Genomic DNA, 20189 nt, shown 5'->3' with positions numbered 1-20189 from the left:
TGACGGCAATGCGTCCTTCGGCAAGCAATAGTTGCCTTCTGGACAATGTGCCGCCGCGCACCGGGGGCCCGCCTTTCGACTCCGTCCTGAGGTGAAGTCGGAGGACGGCGGTTCAGCCGAGCGACGCGAACCGCTGTACCGCCGTCAGCCGGCAGGTGATGGTGCCCTTCTCCTCGGTCGGGGCGACGACCCTGTCCTCGGCCCTTTCTCCCGAGGCCAGCGCGGACTGGAAGGTGCTGCTCTCGCCGATGCGGGTGCCGTTGGCGGCGAGGAACTCCACGGTGATGGTGTAGTCCGACGTCTTCGTGCTGTGGTTGAGGATCTCCAGTTTCGCGGTGGCGAAGGAAGAGGGGTCGATGGCGCAGGAGGTGATCGACACGTCGTCCTCCGCCGCGTGCGCTCCGCCCGACGACCGCACCCCGCTGTTCGTCGCGGTGGGCGACGGTGACTTCGTGTCGCTTCCGGTCACCAGAACGATCGCGACCACGATCGCGACGAGCAGCACCAGGGCGCTGAGACACCCCACCAGCACACCCCTGCCGAAGCGCCGTCGCGGCGGCGGGGGCGGCTGCTGCCCCCACCCCGGCGGAGGCCCGTACGGAGGCTGTCCCTGCGGCGGCTGTCCGTACGGAGGTGGCTGCTGACCCCAGCCCTGGGCCGGGCCGCCCGCGGGGCGACTGCCGTACGGATCCTGCTCGGGCGGCTGCTGCTCCGTCATCGGGGATCTCCTCACCGGGTGTCGTGTCTCTTCGCGCCGCGCGCCGTGTCTCGTGCCGCGTCGCGTGTGGTGCCTCGTGTCCTGTCTCAGGGAAGCGTCTGGGTGCACTCGGGCGCCGGACGCCTCGCGGGAACTGCGCCGAACGGGCCCGCGGCGGGGTGACGGACACGGCCCGGGCCCGCGCCCCCCGGTTGTCGGCCCCTTGTCGGGGCCTGTCGGTCGTTGTCGGCTGTTTGTCGGCGGGGCTCGGCACCGTGGGGGAACCGGCCGCCGCGGAACGTCGCGGTGGCCCCGACCCAGAGGAGCGACCCTCATGCACACCCCCGTCACGATCATCGGAGCCGGTCTCGGCGGACTCACGCTGGCCCGCGTCCTGCACCTGCACGGCATCGAGTCGACCGTCTACGAGGCCGAGACCTCTCCGGACGCCCGCGCGCAGGGCGGCATGCTCGACATCCACGACTACAACGGGCAACTGGCTCTGGAAGCAGCCCAGTTGGTGGAGCAGTTCCAGAGCCTTGTCCTGGAGGGGCGGCAGGCGATGCGGGTGCTCGACCCGCAGGGCAACGTCCTGTTCCACAAGGCCGACGACGGCACGGGCGGGCGCCCCGAGGCCCAGCGCGGCGACCTGCGGCAGATGCTGCTCGACTCGCTGCCGAAGGGCACGGTCCGCTGGGGGCACAAGGTCAGCGGCACCCGTTCCCTCGGCGAGGGCCGGCACGAGGTGACGTTCGCCGACGGCGCCACCGTCGTCACGGACCTTCTGGTCGGCGCCGACGGCGCGTGGTCGAAGGTCCGGCCGCTGGTCTCCGGCGCCGTGCCCGAGTACACCGGGAGGTCGGTCGTCGAGACGTACCTCTTCGACGGCAAGAACCGCCACCCCGCCGCCGCGATGGCCGTCGGGAGCGGATCCATGGTCGTGACGGGGACGGGCCGGGAGATCTTCGCCCACCGCGAGAAGGACGACACCCTGCACGCCTACGTGGGGATCGCCGAACCCCAGGAGTGGTTCTCCGCCATCGACTTCACCGACGCCGCCGCGGCGACGGCCCGCATAGCCGAGGAGTTCGACGGCTGGGCCCCCGAGATCGTCCGGCTGATCACCGAGTCCGACACGGACCCGATCCTGCGCCCCCTCTTCGCGCTGCCGGGCGACCACAGCTGGGACCGCGTGCCCGGCGTCACCCTGCTCGGCGACGCGGCCCACCTCTCGGCGCCCAACGGTGAGGGCGCCAATCTCGCCATGCTCGACGGCGCCGAACTCGCCCGGGCCATCGCCGCGCACCCCGCCGACATCGAAGCCGCCCTCGTCGCGCACGAGGAGGCCATGTTCGCCCGCGCCTCGGCGGTCGTCACCTTCGAGGGCCTCGACTTCGACCCGGAGGACGACTCGCCCGAGGCCGTGCTCAAGATGATCGGCGAGCAGTTGTCCACGAAGAGCTGAGCGCGTGGGCCCCGCGGGGCCGAGCCGATGCCTGCCGGCCGCCCGGTCAGTCCCGGTACACGGCGATCGCGGTACGGACGAACGAGCGGATCAAGGGGTTCGCGTCCCCCTCGGTCCAGGCCACCACCATGCTGCTGGGCGCCATGTCGGTGAGCGGCACCACGGCGAGGCCCTCGCCGGGCGCGTGGCCCAGGATCGTCACCCCGACCGTGCCGTTCCAGAGCACGGCCTGGCGGCACTCCTGAACGGCCCGCACCACCGGGCCCTCGCGCCGCACCCCGCCGTTCCAGTAGTCCTGCCAGAGGGGATCGGTGCCCGGCGGAAAGAGGAACCAGCGCCGATCGGCCAGGTCGGCCAGTTCCAGACTGCTTCGGCGGGCCAGTGCGTCATCGGCCCGCAGCAGCGCACCGACCGGATCGTCGCGCAGCACGGTGACACCGAGGCCCGTCTCGTCGAACGGCGCGCGGGTCAGCGCGACATCGACACCTCCCGCGTGCAGCCCGCAGGTCGGGTCGGTCAGATCGGTCTCGCGCACCCGGACCTCGACGTGCGGGTGACGCCGGCGATACGCGTCGGCCAGCCGACGGGCACGCGGGTCGCCGCTGTCACCCAGGATGCCGACCGTGAGCGCCGTGGCACCGGCGGCCCGTGCGACGCGTGCGCGGACCCGGTCGGCCCGCGCGAGCACGGCGCGTGCCTCGTCGAGCAGCGCCGCCCCGGCCGGAGTGAGGCGGACGCCGCTCGGTGAGCGCTCGAGCAGCGGGGCGGCGAACTCGGCCTCCAGCTGCTTGATGGCGCGGCTCAGCGGAGGTTGGCTCATGTGCAGGCGGCGGGCGGCCCGGCCGAAATGGAGTTCCTCGGCGACCGCGACGAAATAACGCAGCGTACGTAGCTCCATCCTGCGACGATACCCGTTCGGTATCGGCGGCGCGGAACAGGTCTTGGACGGCCGCGGCTCCCCGGCGCTGGAATCGGGGCATGACCGACACACCGGAAAACACCGAGCCGACCACCGACCCCGCCGTATCGGTGGTGGGTCCGCAGGACGGCGAGACGATCGTGCTCGGCACCACACGGCTGCGCGTCCTGGAGGACGGCAGCAACACCGGGCACCGCCTCGGGATCGCCGAGTCGGTGCTCGCCCCGCACACGCCCGGGCCGCCGCAGCACCGCCACGCCCAGCACGACGAGGGCTTCTACGTCATCTCCGGCAGCGTGCGCTTCACCGTCGGGACCCGCGACTACGACGCGTCCGCCGGCACCCTGGTGATGGTCCCGACCGGAGCGCCGCACACCTTCGCCAACGTCACCGGCCAACCGGCCGTCATGCTCAGCACGTTCACACCGGACCTCTACGTCCAGTACTTCAGGGACCTCCAGGACATGATCGCGGGGGGCCGGGCCCCGAGCCCCGAGGCAACGATCCGAACGATGAGCCGGTACGCCACCGAGCCCGCCGCCGACTTCGCCTGAGAGGGGACGGAGATGATGCACGTCGTCTACTGGATCCTGGCCGTCCTGCTCGCCCTGTTCTACTGCTACGCGGGCGGCCTGAAGGTGTTCCGGAGCCGGGAGCGGCTCCGGCCGATGATGGCCTGGGTGGACCACACCCCCATGTCCGCGGTCCGGGCCGTCGGAGCGGTCGAACTGCTCGGCGCGCTCGGGCTGGTGCTGCCGCGGTCGACCGGCATCGCGCCATGGCTGTCGGCGGTCGCGGTCGTCGGCTTCGCGGTCCTCCAACTGGCCGCCACCGGCGTCCACTTGCGACGCGGGGACCGCCAGGTCGCGCTGAACATCGCTCTGCTCGCACTCGCGGGAATCGCCATCTGGCCATCTATGAGCGGGAGTTGAGGGTGCCTCGGGGGGCGCACGCTTGAGACGTAACCCGTGGACGCGCATCGGGGGCGTGCGTCGGCTCCGTAGGCGCGCCGTCCAGGGCCCGCACGGGCAAGCGAGATGATCCCCCGATCGTGAGTTCCCGCGACCGGGCGCCGGGTGCGCCGCGATCCTGGTCCCGCGGCGCAGGACGGCGCCGCACCCGGGGGTACAGGGGCTGGGAGTGGTGATGGCGCGGGAAGCGGGACAGCGGCGCGATGGAGGTCTGGACGAGCGGGCGGTGCTGCTCGCGGCCGGGCTCGCCGATCTGGCGGTGAGCACGATCGGCTCGGCGTTGGGCACGGTGCGGGGCCTGCTGCGCCGCGCCGACACCACGGAACTCGCGGCGGACGCCGAACACGATCTGGTGGCGCGCGGCCGCCTGGTGGTGGACCGGTACGTGGCCGTTCCGCCGGCCCATCTGGAGATCCTGGCCCGCCACGCCCTGGCCCGGCGGGCCGCCCGCGATGTCTGACCGCTGGGATCCGGCCGCGTTCAAGGTCCGCGTGGACGAGGTGCTGCGGGGCTTCGTCGCCGAGGAGGCGGGCCGGCTCGCGGCGATCGACCCGCTCCTCGGGCCGGTGGCCGAGCAGGTCGAGTCGGCGGTCGCCGACGGCAAACGGCTGCGGGCGGCGTTCTGCTACTGGGGCTGGCGTGCGGTGGGGCAGCCGGACAGCGACGCGCTGGTGCGGGCCGCGGCCTCGATGGAGCTGGTGCACGCCGCCGCGGTCGTGCACGACGACCTGATCGACGACAGCCCGCTGCGCCACGGCCGCCCCACCGCGCACATCGCCCTGTGCGGGGCCGTACGTCCTGGGCCGCGGGCGGTCGAGACGGCGAGATCGCTCGCCATGCTGGTCGGCGATCTGCTGATGTCGCTGGCCGGGCAGCTGTTCGCCGGCAGTGGCCTGCCGGCCGCCTACCTCGCGCGCGCCCGGCCCCTGTGGTCGGCCCTGGCCCGCGACCTCATCGCGGGCGAATGCCTGGAGATCCTGCGCACCGGGGCCGATCCCGACACCGCCGCATCGCTCAAAGTCATCCGGTACAAGACCGCCAAGTACACCGTGGAGCAGCCCCTGTTGATCGGGGCCGCCCTCGCCGGGGCGGGGCACCGGCTGCGCGAGGGCTTCTCCGGCTACGGCCTCCCCCTGGGCGAGGCGTTCCAGCTCAGGGACGACCTGCTCGGTCTGTTCGGGGACCCGGAACGCACCGGCAAGGCCACCGACGACGACGTACGCGGGCACCGGCCCACCGCCCTGCTCGCCGAGACCTGGCGCCTCGCCGACGCCGACGAGCGGCGGCAGCTGAGGGCGCTCCTGGGCCGTCCGGATCCGCACGGCGAGGGGCCGGCCGAGGTCCGCGCGCTGATGAGCCGCCTGAAGGCGCCCGACCGCATCGAAGCGATGATCACCGCGCGGGTCGAGGAGGCGCTCGGTGTGCTGCACGACCTCAACGCCCCGGCACCGGCCACCGCCGCCCTGACCTCGCTGGCCCGCTCCGCCGCCGTCCGCCTGTCCTGACCCGCGGGACGAGCCAGGACCCGCCGGCGCCGAGCGGAGGCGTCACGCGCGATCGGCGCCGCCCGCCCGCTACTGCGCCCCCACCGAGAAACACGACGAGGAGCCCTGTCATGACCTACACCGAGTCGTCCATGGACGCGCTGCGCCGCAGCGGTGACGAGCTGGCCGACGCCACCGTGGCCACGCTCTTCGAGCGGGGCGAGGTCGGCAAGTTCAACACCCTGATGCGCTACGTCTCCAGCGTCGGCGCACCGCTGCCCGACGGGCTGCCCGATGTGGCCCGTGAGTACCTCCAGGTCACCAGCGCCCCGCCGGCCTGGGTGGACTGGGGGGAGATGGAGAAGGCACGGCTGTTCTTCATCGACAACAACGTGCACATCTCCACCGCCCTGTCCTTCGCGTCGATGCCCGCGTGCTACGTCGTCCCGCACGTGGCGCAACTGCTGTCCGTCACCCACGGCCTCAAGTACCCCTCGAAACGGATGGCGGAGACCGGCCAGTTCACCGTCTACCTGATGCAGCCCGACGCCTTCGAGGCGGGCAGCCGCTTCATCCCCGCCGCGCAGAAGGTGCGCCTCCTGCACGCCTCCATCCGTCACCACCTCAAGCGCGAGAACCGCTGGGACACCGAGACCCTGGGCACGCCGATCTGCCAGGAGGACATGATCGGCGGCCAGATGTTCTTCTCGATGCTCGTCCTGGACAGCCTGCACCGCCTCGGCATCCACATGTCGACGGAGGGCGCGGAGGCGTACTACTACGCGTGGCGCGTGGTCGGCGCGATGCTCGGCATCGACCAGGAGGCGGTCCCCAAGTCCCTTGAAGAAGCACGGGAGTTCCTCGACCTGTACATGGTGCGGCACATGGGGCCGTCCGACGAGGGAGTCCACCTGACCCGGCAGCTCATCGACCTCTACGAGGAGATCGTGCCGGGCACCTTCTTCGACCCGATCGTCTCCGCCCTCATCCGCCACCTCGTCGGCGACACCTGCGCGGACTGGCTCCAGGTGCCCCGCACCCGGTGGGACACGGTCGTCAAGGCGGTGCCCCACCTCCTGGGCGTCCTGGAGAGCATCGAGGACCACTCCCCGCTCGGGGCCTGGGCCCTGGACCGGCTCGGCCACCTCACCTCCGTACTCGAACTGTCCTCCCTCACCCGCGGACGCGTCATGCACTACGCCATCCCCGAACAGCTGAAGAAGGACTTCGGAGTCACCGAAACGGTCTCCCGCACCCACCGCTGGACACCGCCCGCCGCCACGGTCTCTCCTTGATCCGGGCGTCGAACGGTGGAGCCGAGGGTCTCAGGACATGAGGTGGCCACTCACGTCGCCGACCAGGTGGACGGTCACCCGGCGCTCGCCGAACCACCAACTCCCGTCGCGGAGTTGGAAGCGGTCCTGATAGCGGCCCGCCGCCACCGGCTGGAGGGCGAGGCCCGGGAGGGCCTGGAAGACGGTGACATAGGAACGCGCCGTGGCGGTGCCCTCCTGCTCGTCCACCTCGACCGCCAGGTTGGAGGTGACGTGATGGGTGCGCGGCGTGCCGTCCTCGTACACCACGACGGTGTCCCGCAGCATCCGCTCGACGGCCTCCGCGCCGCGCGCGGGCTCACCCCTGCCGACGAACGCGCCGTACCTGAAGAGGCCGCCGACAGCGGCGAAGTCTCCGGTGTCGACGAGTTCGGCGTAACGGGCGATCAGGTTACTCACCGCGGTGACGTGGCCGGCCAGGGTCATGGACGCCAGGCTAGTCGGCCCCCACGGCCCCCACGGCCCGCCCGGCGGCCCGCGCGACGGCCCGCGGAGGTCAGTTCGTTCGTCGCCACCGTCGTGGTCGTCGATGAGGCGGCCGTCGTGGCCGGGGCCGGCACGCGGGTGCGTCGGGTGAGGAAGTGGGCCGCGCGGTCGAGTGCCTCGTCGGCTTCGTCGAGGACGCCGGCGGGCATCGGGAGCCCCGCGTCACGGGCGGCGAGGCAGGTGGTGACGGTGAGACCGCCTCCGGCGGAGTCACCGGCGAGGCCGCCAGCGACGGGGAACCGGACGGCCCGTCGCGCTCCACGCGGTGCAGCCCCGGTAACGGGGCGGGAGCCGGCCCGCCCCTGCGCCCGGGCCTCATGCGGCGCGCCGGGAGCGGCGGGCCCGCAGGCAGCGCCGCCTCTCCTCCGCGTACGGCAGGGCCTCTCGCGCGGGTCAGCGCTCGCGCGCGCCGAGAACCCCGTTGGGGCCCATCGCGGCCGGTCCCGTACCCTCGACGACCGGAATCGAAATTGAGGGGAATGAATCCGTGAGTCCCGGGCAGGCGGCCTACGTGCACATTGTTCGGGGGACGAGGAGGGGAGTGGCTGTGACTGCCATGGCGACTGGGACGAGGACCGCGGAGCCGGAGACCGGCCACGAGACGCGGGTACTGCCGGTGATCGAGGTCCCGGCGCAGGTGGCGCCTCGTGACGCGCGGGCCCTTTCGCGGCAGTTCTTCGAGCGTCTGGGAGTGCTGGAGGAGGGCACGGCCGAGTACCAGTACGCGCGGAACACGCTGATCGAGATGAACATGTCCCTCGTGCGCTTCGCGGCGCGCCGCTTCCGCAACTTCGCGGACGAGATGGAGGACGTGGTCCAGGTCGGCATGATCGGCCTGATCAAGGCGATCGACCGGTTCGAGCTCTCCCGCGAGACCGAGTTCGCCACCTTCGCCGTGCCGTACATCGTCGGTGAGATGAAGCGCTTCTTCCGCGACACCACGTGGGCGGTGCACGTTCCGCGCCGCCTTCAGGAGCGTCGCAGCGAGCTGGCCCGCGCCCGCGAGGAGCTGGAGAGCCGCCTCGACCGCTCGCCCACGGTCAAGGAACTGGCCGCCCTGATGGACCTGACGGAGGACGAGGTCGTCGAGGCCCAGATGGCCGCCAACGGCTACAACTCGGCCTCTCTGGACGCCGCTCTCTCGGGCGACGAGGAGAACGGCGAGGCCGCCCTCGCGGACTTCATCGGCGCCGAGGACCCGGCGATGAACCTCGTCGAGGACTTCCAGACGCTCGCCCCGCTGATGGCCGAACTCACCGACCGCGAGCGCCTGTTGCTGCAGCTGCGTTTCGGCGAGGAGCTCACCCAGAGCCAGATCGGCGCGGAACTCGGCGTCTCCCAGATGCAGGTTTCCCGCCTCCTTTCCCGCACCGTGGCGAAGCTGCGCGCGGGAATGCTGGAGACCACGAGCGGCGCCACTGCGACCGCCTGAGCCTCGCCCATTGCATACCGCGGCACTCACGGAATACGGTGCCGGCCGACTCGTCTCGGCCGGCATCGTTTTCTTTTTCCGTGCTGCCGCCATTGCCGTTGCTGCCGCCATTCCCGTACTGCTGCCATGATGCGCCGTGCGGTGCGGTTTTCGAGCACGCACCTCTGCACGCACGCGTGAGGGGCCGGACCTTTACGGTCCGGCCCCTCACGCGATGCGGTCGATGTGTACGGCTACCAGCGGTACCAGCGGGCGCTCCCACCCCGCGGGCGGGCCACGAAGCCGATCAGCCACAGCACCAGGACCACGATGGCGACCCACCACAGGATCTTGAGTGCGAAGCCCGCGCCGAAAAGAATCAGCGCGAGCAGCAGAACGAGAAGAAGGGGAACCATGGAAATCGACCTCCAGTCCGCCGTGTGCCCCGCAGGACACCCGTCACCCATCACTTCGGCCTGATCCATATTCCCCGCTCCCGGCGTCCGAATCCATTGGCGTGGAATTGGTGGGTGGCCGGGGCGCCGGAAGATTGTTTGTGGATCCCACCGTTTAGAAGCGCGGATTCCGGCGAGGTGTACTGCTGTCGCAGGTTGACGCCAATTTTGTGGGAGTGGTTCTTGTGTCCAGCGATGAGAAGAGCAAGTCGAAGGTCGAGCAGGCCAAGGGCAAGGTCAAGGAGACGGCCGGCCGCGCCGTGGGCAACGAGCGCCTGGAGGCCGAAGGCCGCGGCGAGCAGGCCAAGGGCGACGCCCGTCAGGCCAAGGAGAAGGTCAAGGACGTCTTCAAGCACTGACCGCGCTCACCGCGCCGGCGGCGGTCCGTGCAGCGGCCGGTGCGAGAGTGGTGGGGACATGGGAGTGGGGTCGGCCGAGAACATCGGCCGGCCCCTTTTCCGTGCCCGCGCGGTGCCGGGCCGGCCGGCGCCAGGTCGGCCGTCATCGGGCCGCCCGTCCTCGGACCCCCCGGCCCGTCCTCAGGGCGTCCCCGGGGGCCGTGGCAGACTCACCCAGCGCCGGGAGGCCCATTTCTCGGCCGGGTGCCGGCGGAGGAGCGCGAGACGGCACCTGCGCCCCCACGCCAGCGGGAGAAGGACGATCAAGGTGAGAATCGCGGTGGACGACCTCTCCGGCCCTGAGGTCGCGAGGTTCCTCGACGAACACGTCCGGCAGATGCAGTCCATCTCGCCTCCGGAGAGCAAACACGCCCTCGATCTTGATGCGCTTCGCCGGCCCGGGATCACGTTCTGGACCGCACGGGACGCGGGCACGGTGGTCGCCTGTGGTGCGCTGAAAAGGCTCGACGCGGCCCACGCGGAACTGAAGTCGATGCGGACGGCCCCGGCACGCAAGAGGAGCGGGGTCGCCTCTCGGCTCCTCGGGCACATCATCGCCGAGGCCCGGCGCATGGGGTTCACGCGGCTGAGCCTGGAGACGGGGAGCGCCGACTTCTTCCTGCCGGCGAGGAACCTCTACGCGAAGTTCGGGTTCCTGCCGTGCGGGCCGTTCGCCGATTACCGGCCCGACCCGAACAGTACGTTCCTGACGAAGAACCTCGACGGGCTCGACGAACTCAGGCGGGCTGAGCAGCCTGCATGAGGCGCTGGAACGCGGACATGCAGGGCAGGCAGTGGTGGTCGGTCTGGGTGTCCTCGACGGGTTCGAGGGGGCGGCCGCACAAGGTGGCGCGCTGGTCGTGGGCGACGACGTGCCAGACCCGGCGGGTGCCGGAGACGGCCGTGCCGACATGCATTTCGTACATGGCAGTCCTCCTATTGGGGGAGCACTCCACGGCACCACTGCTGGGTGGCCCGCGCCTCTCCAGCAGGCTGTTCGGGTGAATTCCGGCCGTGCGGCGATTGGCACCCGCCAGGGGCCGACCGCGCCGGTCGAGCGGGGACGAGGTGTGCCCCGGCCCGGGCCGGCCGTGTCGGTTGGGCAGGGACGGCGGTGGCCCGGCCCGGCCCGGGCCGACCGTGCCGGTTGGGCGGGGACGAGGCGGTGCCCCTGCCCGGCGGGGCCGACCGGTTCGCCGGGGAGGGAGCCGGTGATGTGACTGTCATCCGATTCGCTCGTTTGAAGGGCATCGTCCCCCGTCCGCCTCCGGGAAGGTGCCCACCATGCCAGCCCCTCAACGCGAGCGCTCCCCCCGGGACTTCGCGTCCCCGCCCGCTCTGGGCCTCGCGGAGGCGACGCTCGTCGAGCACTATCCCGGCCTCGTCCGACTGGCCTACCTCGTCCTGCCGCCCCAACTCGGCCGCCACCGACGCGTGTTGGCCGCGCACGCCGTGGTACAAGGCGCACTGCCCGGTCGGCCGGGCGGGTGGCGGAGGCGTTCCGTGCCGGCCCAGCGCGGCGACTCCAGCCCGGCCCTGGACTGGATCGTCCGGCGTGTGGTGGGCGGCGCCCTGTCCTACGACCATGCCGGCGTCCGGCGCCGCTGGGCCCCGCGGCCGACCCTGCCCGCCGTCTGGGGGCTGCGTCTGACGCCCCGGATCGGCGGCGCGGACGAACTGGCCCTCGACCAACAGCTGGCGGCCGTGCCCGCCGCCGTCCGGGCGGCCTTCGTGCTGCGGCATCTGGAGGGGTACGCCCCGCGGGCCGCCGCCGAAGTCCTCGCGGCGGCCCGGGTCGCGGACCCGGACGCCGCACTGCGCGCCGCCGCGGAACTCGGTCCCGAGGACGCGGCCCGGGCCCAACTCCTGCTCGACTCGGTCGAGTTCGACCCGTGCACGGTGCAGGCCAGGCCGACGGACCTGTTGCGGCGCCGGCATTGGCGGCGCTGGGGAGGCACGCTCGCGCTGGTGGTCGCGGCCACCCTGACCGTGAGTCGGAGCGGGCAGGACGCGGGCACGTCACCGGATCCGGCGGGCCGCTCGGCCACCGCTGCGGGCGCCGCCGATGCGGCCTCCCTGGTGCGCGCGCCGGACACGGCCTGGCAGTCGAGTGCGCGCATCGACTTCACGGTCTGGCCCGCGCGCGGCGACCGCACCGACGACCGGGGGCTGCTGAGCCGCGCGCTGGGTGCCTGGGCGCGTCCCGGCACCCGCGTCCGCACCTCGGCCGCTCCCGGTACCGCGACGACGGGCCCCTCCTCGAAAACCCCCCAACTCCTGTACGCGGGGCGGGTGGACGAGACGGACGTGGTCGTCCTGCGCGACGGTGAGCGCGTCGTGCGCTATGCGGAGACGGCAGGACAGCCCCCCGTGCTGGACTTCGCGCGCGCCGACAATGCCGATGTCACGACGGCGGCGGCCCTCGTCCTCGCCAGGACCGGCGGGCGCACGCGCTTCCTGCTCGCCCCCTGGGTCGCCGAGTCGACCACGCGCGATCTGCTGCGGCCCGACAGCGCGGCCCGCCCGCTGCACGTCGCCGACGACGGAGTCAGCGACGCGGTGGCGGCCCCCGGCCTCACCGGTCCGTGCTCCAACTGGCCCGCCCTGCAACTGCGTTCGTCGGACCGGATCGCCGAAAAGCACGCCTTTCTCCTCACCGACCTCGGCGACCTGTCACCCGTGCACCTGACCTACACCCCGCCTCCGGGTGCAGGCGCCCCGGCCCGTCAGCCCCGCGAGGCCACCAGCGGGGCGGCGCTCGTCAGCTGGTCCCACACGGCTTGTACGCTGCGGTCGGCGCGGGGCGGGGGTGTGCGCGCGGTCAACAACTGGGTCTTCGCCGAACAGCAACTCCCGGAGAACGCCGGCCAGGCGGCATGGCTGTGCTCCCGCGCCGACACCTGGAACGGCCCGGGCCGGGCGGTCGTGCGGTTCCAGCCGCCCACGACGGCGCCGGGGGAGCCCGGCACCCTGGTCGCCGATCTGCCGAACAGCTCGTACTGCAGCCGCTTCAACCAGCACGTCCTGGCCGCCGCGCACTGGAGCACGCCGGCGGGCACGCCGTACCTCCTCGCGGCCGGCAGCCGCGCCGTCACCCGCATCACCGTGAGCGCCCCGGTGCGCGCCGAGGCCGCGGGCCCGACACTCGCCGTCCGGTCCCCGGCCGGCCCTGTCACCCTCAACGGCGCTCTGACCAGCGGAAAGACCCTCAACGGCGTGCAGTGAGAGCAGCCCTGTGCGAGAACGACAAGGGCTGTCGGGGCTGTGACTTGGCGAGGTGACGGGAGATCCTGAGCGGAGCCGTGGCGGCCCGTTCGGGGCGCGCCCCTGCGGAAGGAGCCCTGTCATGGACGACTGGTTCGTGGACGACCGCTGCACCAACTGCGATGTCGCCCGCCAGTTGGCACCCGGACTGATCGGTGAGGCCGACGGTAAGTCGGTGATGCTGCGTCCGCCGAACGACGAGGAGGAGTCGCGCCGCCTCCACGCCGCCGTCTTCGCCTGCCCCACCCGTTCGATCCGCCGCACCTCGGGGCGCGTGGACCAGGCGCTCGACCCGTTCCCGATGCGGCTGGACGACGGCGTCCTGATCTGCGGCCACAACTCCCAGCAGACGGCGGGCGCCAACGCGTATCTGCTGCTGCGGCCCTCCGGTACGTCCATGATGATCGACACTCCGCGCTGGAGCAGTCAACTCGCCGACCGTTACGCCGAGTTGGGCCCGGTGACCGACGTCCTACTCACCCACCGGGACCATGCGGCGCACGGCCGCAGTTACGCGGACCACTTCGGTGCGCGCCTGTGGATCCACGAGGGGGACATCGAGGCGGCCCCGGACGCCGACCGGATCATCCGGGGCCTCGATCCGGTGGAGATCGGCGCGGGGGTGACCGCGCACCCGCTGCCGGGCCACACGCGCGGCAGCGTGCTCTATCTCGCGGACGAACGGTACTGCTTCAGCGGTGACAGCTTCTACTGGTCGCGCGCCACCGAGGACTTGGAGGTCGTCGACAGCGTCACCTGGTACTCCATCGAGGAGTTGGCGGCCTCGCTGGCCAGGACGGCCGAGCGGCTGCGGTTCGAGTGGGTGCTGCCGGGCCACGGCGACCGCCGCCGCCTGCCCGCCGATGAGATGTCCCGCCGCCTGCGGTCGCTGACCGAACGCGCGGGCCTCCTCGAACCCCGGCCCGTCGACTTCACGGCCGTCCGCTGGTGATGGCGGCGGCCGGCCGTGACGAGCGACCGCCGCGTGGCCGTGCACCGGGCGTCAGCGCGTCGCGTCGGCCGGATCCGCCGGAGTCTCATCGAGCTGGTGGTCGGCCCACACGTAGGTCGCGGGGAGCAGCTCGGCGATGGGTACGGACCGGAGCCGCTCGCCCGCACCGACGATGACGCGCAGGTCCGGAAAGTAGTCGAGCAGCGCCTGGCGGCACCGGCCGCAGGGCGGGACGACGCCCCGGTCACGATCGCCGACCGCGACGATGGTGTCCAACTCGTACGCGCCCTGGGCCGCGGCCGTTCCGACGACGACCAGCTCCGCGCAGGGGCCGCCCGTGAAGTGGTAGGCGTTCACCGCGGTGATGATGCGGCCGTCGCGCGCCCGGGCCGCCGCCGCCATCGTGTGGTTGTCGCCGCGGCACCGGGTGCGCGCGATGTGCGCGGCGGCCTCGATCAGTTCGTGGTCGACGGGGGCGGGGTGGAGCTGCGTGTTCATGGACTCTCTCTCGTGGGAAGACGCGGGGTCGGTCAGCTGTCGGCGGCCAGCCGGTCGAGCCACTCCCGCAGGAGGTGCTGTTCGGCGCCGCTGAGCCGCGTCTGGTCGGGCAGGGCCGCGCGCAGCGCGCGGGCGGCGCCGGCCGGGCCCGCCTCCAGCACGGCGGGGGCCTGGCGGGTGACCGCGGCGACCATCGCCTCGCGCAGGCTCGTCAACAGGGCGGGATCGCGCCGCTCCTGGGGGAGCGACAGCCAGGTGAGCACGGCGCCGCGCCCTGTCGCGTGGATGATCTGGGCCGCGAGTTCCTCGTCGACGCGGAGCCACCCCCCGGCGGCCAGCCGCCGTACGCGCCCCGTCAGGACCTCCATCCCGGCCCGGAAGGCGGCCGACGAGGCCCGGGTGGGTTCGCTGTACATCAGCGTGTAGAGGGCGGGGTTGGCCAGGCCGAACTCGACGGCGACGTCCCATCCGGCCCGCAGGTCCTCGATGAGGTCCGGCGGGTCGGGGTCCACGCGCTTGGTGGCGAGGAACGCGGCGAAGCCGTGCTCGGCCACCGCGTCGAGCAGTCCGTCCTTGTCACCGAACAGGCGGTAGATGGCCGGCGGCTGGAGGCCCGCGGCCTCGGCGACCGCGCGGGTGGTCACCGCGTCGCGCCCCCCGTCTGTCAGCAGGGCGATCGCGGCCTCGATGACCCGCGTCCGAGGGGTCTGCTCCGGGGCGGGCCGCGCGGGGTCGGGTGTCACGGCCTCGGACTTCCCGCCGCCGCCTCGGTGTGAGCGCATGGAACCGATGCTATGGCATCACTGGTACCAAGGGAATTATCGGTGTTACCGTGAAGATGATTCCATCGGAAACATCGCAGCTGTGGGAGAACACATCATGATCATCGTGACCGGAGCCACCGGGCAGCTCGGACGCCAGGTCGTCGAGCGGCTGCTCGCGCGCGTACCGGCGGACCAGGTCGGCGTGAGCGTCCGCGACCCGCACAAGGCACGAAACCTGGCCGAGCGCGGGATACGCGTACGGCAGGGGAGCTTCACCGACCCCGTCGGCCTCGCGCACGCCTTCGAGGGCGCCACGCAGGTGCTCATCGTCTCCGTCGACGCCATGGGTGACGAGTGCGTCGAGCGCCACCGCACCGCGATCGAGGCCGCCGTCACCGCGGGCGCGCGCCGCATCCTCTACACCAGCCAGATGGGGGCCGGCGCCGGCTCGCACTTCCAGGCCTGCCGTGACCACGCGGCGACGGAGGACCAACTCCGGGCGTGCGGTGTGCCGTTCACCTCGCTGCGCAACGGCTTCTACGCCTCCAGCGCGATGCACTTCCTCGGCGACGCCGCACGATCAGGTCGTCTCGCGCTGCCCGCCGACGGGCCCGTCGCCTGGACCGCGCACGCCGACCTCGCCGAAGCCGCGGCCGTCATCCTGACCGACGAAGGCCGCTTCGAGGGCCCGACCCCGCCACTCACCGCGGGCCGGACCCTCGACTTCGACGACCTCGCCGCGATGGCCGCCGACCTGACGGGCAGCGCCATCACCAGGCACACCCTCAACGACCCCGACTTCCGGGACCAGTTGGTGCACCAGGGCGTGCCGGCCCCGACCGCCGACCAACTCCTGGGCATCTTCGCCGCGAGTCGCGCCGGTGAATTCAGCACCGTCGACCCGACGCTGGCCACTCTCCTGGGCCGCGAACCCGTCGCCGTCGAAGCGGTGCTGCGCGAGCACCTGTCGCAGGGCTGAGCGCCCGGCGGGCCGAAGCCTCAGCCCGTGAGGGCGGCCACGGCCTTGTCCACCGGAACGACTCCACCGATGAGGTCCAGGGTCCGTCCCGCCGTCCGGGGCTCGTCGAGGAGGGCGGCGAGTACGGCGGCCACGTCGTCGCGGGTGATGGCGCCCCCGCCCGTGGACTCGGCGAGGGTCACCAGGCCCGTACCCGGTCCGTTGGTGAGCTGCCCCGGACGCAGGATCGTCCAGTCGAGCCCGGCCCGCGCCTGGACGTCGGCGTCGGCCGCCGCCTTGGCGTACAGATAGGCCGCGAAGACGGAGCCGGAGCCGGTCGGGGCCGGCGCGTCGCGCGCACCGAGGGCGGACACCACGAGGAAGCGGCGTACCCCTGCGGCTTCTGCGGCGTCCGCGAACAGGGCGCACGCCGCCCGGTCCACGCTGTCCTTGCGGGCGGCCCCGCTGCCGGGTCCCGCCCCGGCCGCGAAGACGGCCGCGTCGGCGCCCCTGAGGTGCGTCGCGAGCACGTCGGGGGACGTCGACTCCAGATCGCACACGATGGGCTCGGCACCCGCCGCCCGGAGATCCGCCGCCTGCTCGGCCCGCCGGACGATGCCCGCGACCTCGTCCCCCCGCGCGTGCAGCAGCCGTTCGAGCCGCAGTGCTATCTGACCATGACCACCAGCGATGACAATGCGCATGGCACCGACCCTATGTGCCGGTACCGTCCTCCACCGGAGAATCTCGATCTGTGCGAAGCCCACTACTTCTTGATGAGCCGTCAGAGGGGCAGCGAAGAAAGCCAGTTGGTGATGATGGCGTTGACTTCGGCCGGACGCTCCTGCTGGATCCAGTGCCCGCAGCCGTCCAGGACGTGTGCGGAGATCAGGCCCGGGAGCGTCGTGGGGAACGCCTTGATCGCATCGGAGAGCCACACCGTGGAGGCGTCCCGGCCGCCGCCGATGAACAGGGACGGCTGGGTGACCGGGGCGCCGTCGTATGCGGCGAGGTCCTCCCAGTCGCGGTCCATGGCGCGGTAGCGGTTCAGTGCCCCGGTGAGGCTGGTGTGCTCGAACTCGGCCGCGTAGAAGTCGAGTTCGGCCTCGCCGAGCCACGCCGGGCGGTCTGCGGGGAAGCGGTCGCGCAGCAGGCCGCCCCGGCCCACGAAGTGGGGATCGGGCGCATCCGGCCCCGGCATCGTGTCGGCGGACAGCGCCGCGTAGAAACCGGCGAGCCAGCCGCGTACGTCCGGCTCGATCTCGGCCTCGGCGCGGCCGGGCTCCTGGAAGTACGAGACGTAGAACTCCTCGTCGCCGCCCATCGCGGCGAACAGCTCGCTGGGGCGCGGCCCGCCGCGCGGGGTGTAGGGGACGCTCAGCAGCCCCACCGCCCGGATGGTCTCCGGTTCGAGCAGCGCCGAGTGCGCCGCGATGGCCGCGCCCCAGTCGTGCCCGACGATCACGGCCGACTCCTCGCCCAGGGCGTGCACGACGGCGACGGTGTCCTCCACCAGGTCGAGCATCCGGTAGGCCGAGGCCGCGCTCGGCCTGGACGAGCGGCCGTACCCGCGGACATCGACGGCGACGGCCCGGTGCCCGGCCGCGGCCAGCGCCGGCAGCTGATGGCGCCAGGAGTACCAGGACTCCGGGAAGCCGTGGACGAGCAGCACGAGCGGACCCGCCCCCTGCTCCACGAGGTGGATCCGGCCGCCGGGGGCGCGGACCGTCCGGTGGGTGAGCTCCGTGCTGTGCTGCGCCATGCGTGCCCTCCACGAGCGTCGGACTGCGGTGCCTCGGGAGGGCCTGACCGCGCCGCCCCTCCGGTTCAACGCCGGACCCGCGCGAGGAGTGCCGGACCTCGCCGGGACGTTCGCCGGCCCGGCGAAGAACACGTGGGGCGGCCGCGGACCGCGAGGGCCAACGGCCGCCGCGCCGGGCCTGGTTGGCGAGGCCCCTAGCGCAGCACGCCGTGGACGGCCTCGGGGTCGGTGGGCGACAGCGGGGCGACGGCGCTCTTGCGGCCGAGCGCCGGGGGCGGGGTCACGTAGACCGGCGCGGGATCGGCCTCGGGGGCGCAGGTCTTGGCGATGCGGCCGGTTCCGCCGGGCAGGGTGCCGTCACGCAGGTAGTCGGTGAAGGTGTCGTCCAGGCAGGCGTTGCCGTGGAAGAGGATCTCGTGGAAGCTGCCGCCGTTCTGGACGACGAGCTTGGAGCCGGGCAGGGCGTCGTGCATGGCGAGGCCGCCCTGGTACGGAGTGGCGGCGTCCTCGGTGGCCTGGAAGAGCAGCACCGGCGGCAGTCCCTTGCCGGTGATCTTCATACGGCCGTCCTGGTTCCCCTGGTAGGGCCAGAACATGCACGCGGCGTTGTACCACATGTTGTTGTACGTGTAGAACGGCGCCGACGCGTTGACCTTGGCCTGGTCCTTCTTCCAGACCTCCCAGTCGCGGGGCCAGGCGTTCTCCGTGCACTGCGCCGCGTTGTACGCGGGGAAGGTGCCGTCGTCGGCGCCCGGTGCCGCGTACAGGTTGTAGGCGGTGTTCAGCGGCCGGGTGTCGTGGCGGGTGAGATAGGCGGAGAGCACGGTCGCCATCCGGGGCCAGCGCAGGAAGTTGTACCCGCCTCCGTAGAAGGTGTCCTCGAACTCGGCCGGCCCGATTTTGCCCGGCGCCGGCGACGCGTCCACCGGGGCGGCCCGCAGCGCGGACTCGACCTGGGCGTATGCCCGCTCGACCGCTGCCCGGCCGGTACCGAGGTGGTAGACCGCATCGGCCTTGGCCGCCCAGTCGGCGAAGGCGTCGAAGCGCCGCTGGTGCTCCTTGTCCTGGAGGATGTTGTGGTCGTACCAGGTGATGGTGGGGCCCACGATGCTGTCCAGGACCATGCGGCGGACGCGGCCGGGGAAGAGCTGGCCGTAGGTGGAGCCGAGTGAGGTGCCCCAGGAGCCGCCATAGAAGTTGATCTTCGGCGCGCCGAGCGCGCGGCGGATGCTGTCCATGTCACGGGCGCTGTCGACGGTGGTCATGTGCGGCAGCAGCCAGGACCAGTCGGCCGCGCAGTTCGCGGCGTACCCGGCCGCCTTCGCCAGCCACGCCTTCGACGTGCCCTGACTCACCTGGTAGTCGGGCCGCTCGCCGTCGAAGTAGTGCGCGTCGCAGGTGACATGGGGCTCACTGGCGTTGGTGCCGCGCGGGTCGAAGCCGATCCAGTCGTACGTCGAGGCGACGTCCTTGGGGATCTGGCCCGCGATGTAGGCGGGCATCCACAGCCCGGAGTCGCCGGGGCCGCCCGGGTTGAGCAGGATCGGGCCCTGCTGCTTGCTCTTGGGGGCGGTGGCCGGGAGCCGGTTCACCTTGATCTTGATCTTGCGGCCGTGGGGATGGGCGTAGTCCACCGGCACGTCGAGCAGCGCGCATTGCAGCTCGGGGGTGTCCGAGTCGTGGCAGGAACTCCAGACCAGCTTTCCCTGGCCGCTGTCCTCGGCGGCAGAGGGGTCGGGTGCGGCGCTCGCGGTCGCTCCGGTGAGGGCCGCCACGGCCGTGACGGCCGAGAGCAGGGCGATGATTCTTCTCATGAGGAGCATGGTGTGACATGTGAAATGTTACAGCTAGAGAGCGGACGGGACGTTATGAAGTCGTGACGCGGTCCGGGGGTGGGGGAGCGGAGCTCGAACCCCCGCCCGGCGTGGGCGGGTTGCCGGGCGAGACAGGCCAACGTGCGCGCTCAGTGGCCGAGTTGCTCCCTGCAGGCGCGCACGATCGAGGGGTCGAAGCCGGTGCCCTGGGCCCATGCGCAGACCTGTCCGGGGTCGTAGGCGGGCGGACGCCGGTCCTGGTGGTGACGTGGCGCCGGCGCGTGGTCCCGCTCGGCCGCCCGGGCCCTGCCGTGACCACGCTTGGAGTCGTCGAGCGGCAGGTGCGGACGGTCGGGAACGGCCGGCCGGGGCTGGACGGGACTCGCGGCGGCGCGGACGCCGGGGCCGGCCCCGCTCTCCGGAGCCAGCGTCTCGCGGGTGGGCGGCTGGGCGGGCCATGGGGACACCGCTACGAACCGGCCCCCCTCGGGCGCCAACTCCCCAGGGGAATGTGGGGATTTGTTCGGAACGGTGACGCACCCCGTGGTGAGCAGTCC

General features: G+C 72.3%; 23 protein-coding genes. 12 read left to right on the top strand and 11 right to left on the bottom strand.

The window, feature by feature from the left end:
- Nucleotides 1-112: 112 nt before the first annotated feature.
- On the bottom strand, nucleotides 113-718 hold the full coding sequence (locus tag ACGF3I_RS01250) for a hypothetical protein (RefSeq protein WP_393128416.1): 606 nt from the start codon (nucleotides 716-718) through the stop codon (nucleotides 113-115).
- Nucleotides 719-1031: 313 nt separating this feature from the next.
- On the opposite strand from ACGF3I_RS01250, the gene ACGF3I_RS01245 reads away from it, so the two are divergent.
- The gene (locus tag ACGF3I_RS01245; RefSeq protein WP_393128415.1) at nucleotides 1032-2162 is read left to right on the top strand and encodes an FAD-dependent oxidoreductase; all 1131 of its coding nucleotides are present in this window, start codon (nucleotides 1032-1034) and stop codon (nucleotides 2160-2162) included.
- A gap of 46 nt (nucleotides 2163-2208) precedes the next feature.
- Here the strand turns inward: ACGF3I_RS01245 and ACGF3I_RS01240 are convergent, their stop codons facing one another.
- Nucleotides 2209-3060 carry a LysR family transcriptional regulator gene (locus ACGF3I_RS01240; RefSeq protein ID WP_393128414.1) on the bottom strand — a complete coding sequence of 284 codons (852 nt, stop codon included), beginning with the start codon at nucleotides 3058-3060 and terminating at the stop codon, nucleotides 2209-2211.
- 80 nt (nucleotides 3061-3140) lie between these two features.
- Between ACGF3I_RS01240 and ACGF3I_RS01235 the strand changes: the two genes are divergently transcribed.
- The 5 genes from ACGF3I_RS01235 to ACGF3I_RS01215 all read left to right on the top strand — a co-directional run bounded on the left by ACGF3I_RS01235 (nucleotide 3141) and on the right by ACGF3I_RS01215 (nucleotide 6831).
- Nucleotides 3141-3635 (top strand): cupin domain-containing protein, encoded by a 495-nt coding sequence (locus tag ACGF3I_RS01235; protein WP_393128413.1) that lies wholly within the window; start codon nucleotides 3141-3143, stop codon nucleotides 3633-3635.
- Nucleotides 3636-3650: 15 nt separating this feature from the next.
- Complete coding sequence (locus tag ACGF3I_RS01230; protein ID WP_393129084.1) at nucleotides 3651-4013, top strand: DoxX family protein; 363 nt, start codon at nucleotides 3651-3653, stop codon at nucleotides 4011-4013.
- Between the two features lie 214 nt (nucleotides 4014-4227).
- The gene (locus ACGF3I_RS01225; RefSeq protein ID WP_393128412.1) at nucleotides 4228-4512 is read left to right on the top strand and encodes a polyprenyl synthetase; all 285 of its coding nucleotides are present in this window, start codon (nucleotides 4228-4230) and stop codon (nucleotides 4510-4512) included.
- On the top strand, nucleotides 4505-5557 hold the full coding sequence (locus ACGF3I_RS01220; protein WP_393128411.1) for a polyprenyl synthetase family protein: 1053 nt from the start codon (nucleotides 4505-4507) through the stop codon (nucleotides 5555-5557). Before ACGF3I_RS01225 ends, ACGF3I_RS01220 begins: the two co-directional genes overlap by 8 nt.
- A 110-nt stretch (nucleotides 5558-5667) precedes the next feature.
- Complete coding sequence (locus tag ACGF3I_RS01215; RefSeq protein WP_393128410.1) at nucleotides 5668-6831, top strand: oxygenase MpaB family protein; 1164 nt, start codon at nucleotides 5668-5670, stop codon at nucleotides 6829-6831.
- Between the two features lie 30 nt (nucleotides 6832-6861).
- Here the strand turns inward: ACGF3I_RS01215 and ACGF3I_RS01210 are convergent, their stop codons facing one another.
- Nucleotides 6862-7296 (bottom strand): nuclear transport factor 2 family protein, encoded by a 435-nt coding sequence (locus tag ACGF3I_RS01210; RefSeq protein ID WP_393128409.1) that lies wholly within the window; start codon nucleotides 7294-7296, stop codon nucleotides 6862-6864.
- 616 nt (nucleotides 7297-7912) lie between these two features.
- Between ACGF3I_RS01210 and ACGF3I_RS01205 the strand changes: the two genes are divergently transcribed.
- Entirely contained in the window at nucleotides 7913-8788 is an 876-nt protein-coding gene (locus ACGF3I_RS01205; protein WP_393128408.1) for a SigB/SigF/SigG family RNA polymerase sigma factor, read from the top strand.
- Between the two features lie 233 nt (nucleotides 8789-9021).
- Here the strand turns inward: ACGF3I_RS01205 and ACGF3I_RS01200 are convergent, their stop codons facing one another.
- On the bottom strand, nucleotides 9022-9183 hold the full coding sequence (locus ACGF3I_RS01200; RefSeq protein WP_393128407.1) for a hydrophobic protein: 162 nt from the start codon (nucleotides 9181-9183) through the stop codon (nucleotides 9022-9024).
- A gap of 224 nt (nucleotides 9184-9407) precedes the next feature.
- On the opposite strand from ACGF3I_RS01200, the gene ACGF3I_RS01195 reads away from it, so the two are divergent.
- The gene (locus ACGF3I_RS01195; protein ID WP_393128406.1) at nucleotides 9408-9581 is read left to right on the top strand and encodes a CsbD family protein; all 174 of its coding nucleotides are present in this window, start codon (nucleotides 9408-9410) and stop codon (nucleotides 9579-9581) included.
- A 307-nt stretch (nucleotides 9582-9888) separates the two neighbouring features.
- A complete protein-coding gene (locus ACGF3I_RS01190) occupies nucleotides 9889-10383 on the top strand; it encodes a GNAT family N-acetyltransferase (RefSeq protein WP_393128405.1) in 495 nt (164 codons plus the stop codon).
- Here the strand turns inward: ACGF3I_RS01190 and ACGF3I_RS01185 are convergent.
- The gene (locus ACGF3I_RS01185; protein WP_393128404.1) at nucleotides 10358-10546 is read right to left on the bottom strand and encodes a hypothetical protein; all 189 of its coding nucleotides are present in this window, start codon (nucleotides 10544-10546) and stop codon (nucleotides 10358-10360) included. The two genes, ACGF3I_RS01190 and ACGF3I_RS01185, sit on opposite strands and share 26 nt — an antisense overlap.
- A 358-nt stretch (nucleotides 10547-10904) precedes the next feature.
- On the opposite strand from ACGF3I_RS01185, the gene ACGF3I_RS01180 reads away from it, so the two are divergent.
- Nucleotides 10905-12845 (top strand): hypothetical protein, encoded by a 1941-nt coding sequence (locus tag ACGF3I_RS01180; protein WP_393128403.1) that lies wholly within the window; start codon nucleotides 10905-10907, stop codon nucleotides 12843-12845.
- Nucleotides 12846-12966: 121 nt separating this feature from the next.
- Nucleotides 12967-13836 (top strand): MBL fold metallo-hydrolase, encoded by an 870-nt coding sequence (locus tag ACGF3I_RS01175; protein ID WP_393128402.1) that lies wholly within the window; start codon nucleotides 12967-12969, stop codon nucleotides 13834-13836.
- A 51-nt stretch (nucleotides 13837-13887) separates the two neighbouring features.
- On the opposite strand, the gene ACGF3I_RS01170 is transcribed toward ACGF3I_RS01175, so the two are convergent.
- Together ACGF3I_RS01170 and ACGF3I_RS01165 are read right to left on the bottom strand one after the other, a co-directional pair.
- Nucleotides 13888-14334: a cytidine deaminase gene (locus ACGF3I_RS01170; protein WP_393128401.1), complete on the bottom strand. Its 447-nt coding sequence runs from the start codon at nucleotides 14332-14334 to the stop codon at nucleotides 13888-13890.
- Between the two features lie 32 nt (nucleotides 14335-14366).
- Nucleotides 14367-15116 carry a TetR/AcrR family transcriptional regulator gene (locus tag ACGF3I_RS01165; protein WP_393128400.1) on the bottom strand — a complete coding sequence of 250 codons (750 nt, stop codon included), beginning with the start codon at nucleotides 15114-15116 and terminating at the stop codon, nucleotides 14367-14369.
- A 97-nt stretch (nucleotides 15117-15213) separates the two neighbouring features.
- Here ACGF3I_RS01165 and ACGF3I_RS01160 point away from each other — a divergent pair, with 97 nt between their 5' ends.
- Nucleotides 15214-16077, top strand: a complete 864-nt coding sequence (locus ACGF3I_RS01160; protein ID WP_393129083.1) for an NAD(P)H-binding protein — start codon at nucleotides 15214-15216, stop codon at nucleotides 16075-16077.
- 20 nt (nucleotides 16078-16097) lie between these two features.
- On the opposite strand, the gene ACGF3I_RS01155 is transcribed toward ACGF3I_RS01160, so the two are convergent.
- From ACGF3I_RS01155 to ACGF3I_RS01140, 4 genes are all read right to left on the bottom strand, one after another.
- A complete protein-coding gene (locus ACGF3I_RS01155; protein WP_393128399.1) occupies nucleotides 16098-16760 on the bottom strand; it encodes an NAD(P)H-binding protein in 663 nt (220 codons plus the stop codon).
- A gap of 80 nt (nucleotides 16761-16840) precedes the next feature.
- Nucleotides 16841-17818, bottom strand: a complete 978-nt coding sequence (locus tag ACGF3I_RS01150) for an alpha/beta fold hydrolase (RefSeq protein WP_393128398.1) — start codon at nucleotides 17816-17818, stop codon at nucleotides 16841-16843.
- Between the two features lie 194 nt (nucleotides 17819-18012).
- Nucleotides 18013-19632: an alpha/beta hydrolase gene (locus tag ACGF3I_RS01145; protein ID WP_393128397.1), complete on the bottom strand. Its 1620-nt coding sequence runs from the start codon at nucleotides 19630-19632 to the stop codon at nucleotides 18013-18015.
- Nucleotides 19633-19781: 149 nt separating this feature from the next.
- Entirely contained in the window at nucleotides 19782-20099 is a 318-nt protein-coding gene (locus ACGF3I_RS01140; RefSeq protein WP_393128396.1) for a hypothetical protein, read from the bottom strand.
- Nucleotides 20100-20189 lie beyond the last annotated feature (90 nt).

This window comes from Streptomyces sp. NPDC048111 (assembly GCF_043202815.1).
Lineage (GTDB): Bacteria > Actinomycetota > Actinomycetes > Streptomycetales > Streptomycetaceae > Streptomyces.
The sequence above is the reverse complement of the archived record's forward strand: the minus strand, read 5'-3'. Positions and strand labels throughout refer to the sequence as shown.

Bases quoted from the DNA above. Each gene is read 5' to 3' on its own strand.
- ACGF3I_RS01145 (WP_393128397.1), bottom strand. From the start codon at position 19,632: ATGAGAAGAATCATCGCCCTGCTCTCGGCCGTCACGGCCGTGGCGGCC.
- ACGF3I_RS01170 (WP_393128401.1), bottom strand. From the start codon at position 14,334: ATGAACACGCAGCTCCACCCCGCCCCCGTCGACCACGAACTGATCGAG.
- ACGF3I_RS01205 (WP_393128408.1), top strand. From the start codon at position 7,913: ATGGCGACTGGGACGAGGACCGCGGAGCCGGAGACCGGCCACGAGACG.
- ACGF3I_RS01225 (WP_393128412.1), top strand. From the start codon at position 4,228: ATGGCGCGGGAAGCGGGACAGCGGCGCGATGGAGGTCTGGACGAGCGG.
- ACGF3I_RS01245 (WP_393128415.1), top strand. From the start codon at position 1,032: ATGCACACCCCCGTCACGATCATCGGAGCCGGTCTCGGCGGACTCACG.
- ACGF3I_RS01215 (WP_393128410.1), top strand. From the start codon at position 5,668: ATGACCTACACCGAGTCGTCCATGGACGCGCTGCGCCGCAGCGGTGAC.
- ACGF3I_RS01210 (WP_393128409.1), bottom strand. From the start codon at position 7,296: ATGACCCTGGCCGGCCACGTCACCGCGGTGAGTAACCTGATCGCCCGT.
- ACGF3I_RS01235 (WP_393128413.1), top strand. From the start codon at position 3,141: ATGACCGACACACCGGAAAACACCGAGCCGACCACCGACCCCGCCGTA.
- ACGF3I_RS01155 (WP_393128399.1), bottom strand. From the start codon at position 16,760: ATGCGCATTGTCATCGCTGGTGGTCATGGTCAGATAGCACTGCGGCTC.
- ACGF3I_RS01185 (WP_393128404.1), bottom strand. From the start codon at position 10,546: ATGTACGAAATGCATGTCGGCACGGCCGTCTCCGGCACCCGCCGGGTC.
- ACGF3I_RS01165 (WP_393128400.1), bottom strand. From the start codon at position 15,116: ATGCGCTCACACCGAGGCGGCGGCGGGAAGTCCGAGGCCGTGACACCC.
- ACGF3I_RS01160 (WP_393129083.1), top strand. From the start codon at position 15,214: ATGATCATCGTGACCGGAGCCACCGGGCAGCTCGGACGCCAGGTCGTC.
- ACGF3I_RS01175 (WP_393128402.1), top strand. From the start codon at position 12,967: ATGGACGACTGGTTCGTGGACGACCGCTGCACCAACTGCGATGTCGCC.
- ACGF3I_RS01150 (WP_393128398.1), bottom strand. From the start codon at position 17,818: ATGGCGCAGCACAGCACGGAGCTCACCCACCGGACGGTCCGCGCCCCC.
- ACGF3I_RS01230 (WP_393129084.1), top strand. From the start codon at position 3,651: ATGCACGTCGTCTACTGGATCCTGGCCGTCCTGCTCGCCCTGTTCTAC.
- ACGF3I_RS01250 (WP_393128416.1), bottom strand. From the start codon at position 718: ATGACGGAGCAGCAGCCGCCCGAGCAGGATCCGTACGGCAGTCGCCCC.
- ACGF3I_RS01220 (WP_393128411.1), top strand. From the start codon at position 4,505: ATGTCTGACCGCTGGGATCCGGCCGCGTTCAAGGTCCGCGTGGACGAG.
- ACGF3I_RS01180 (WP_393128403.1), top strand. From the start codon at position 10,905: ATGCCAGCCCCTCAACGCGAGCGCTCCCCCCGGGACTTCGCGTCCCCG.
- ACGF3I_RS01240 (WP_393128414.1), bottom strand. From the start codon at position 3,060: ATGGAGCTACGTACGCTGCGTTATTTCGTCGCGGTCGCCGAGGAACTC.
- ACGF3I_RS01200 (WP_393128407.1), bottom strand. From the start codon at position 9,183: ATGGTTCCCCTTCTTCTCGTTCTGCTGCTCGCGCTGATTCTTTTCGGC.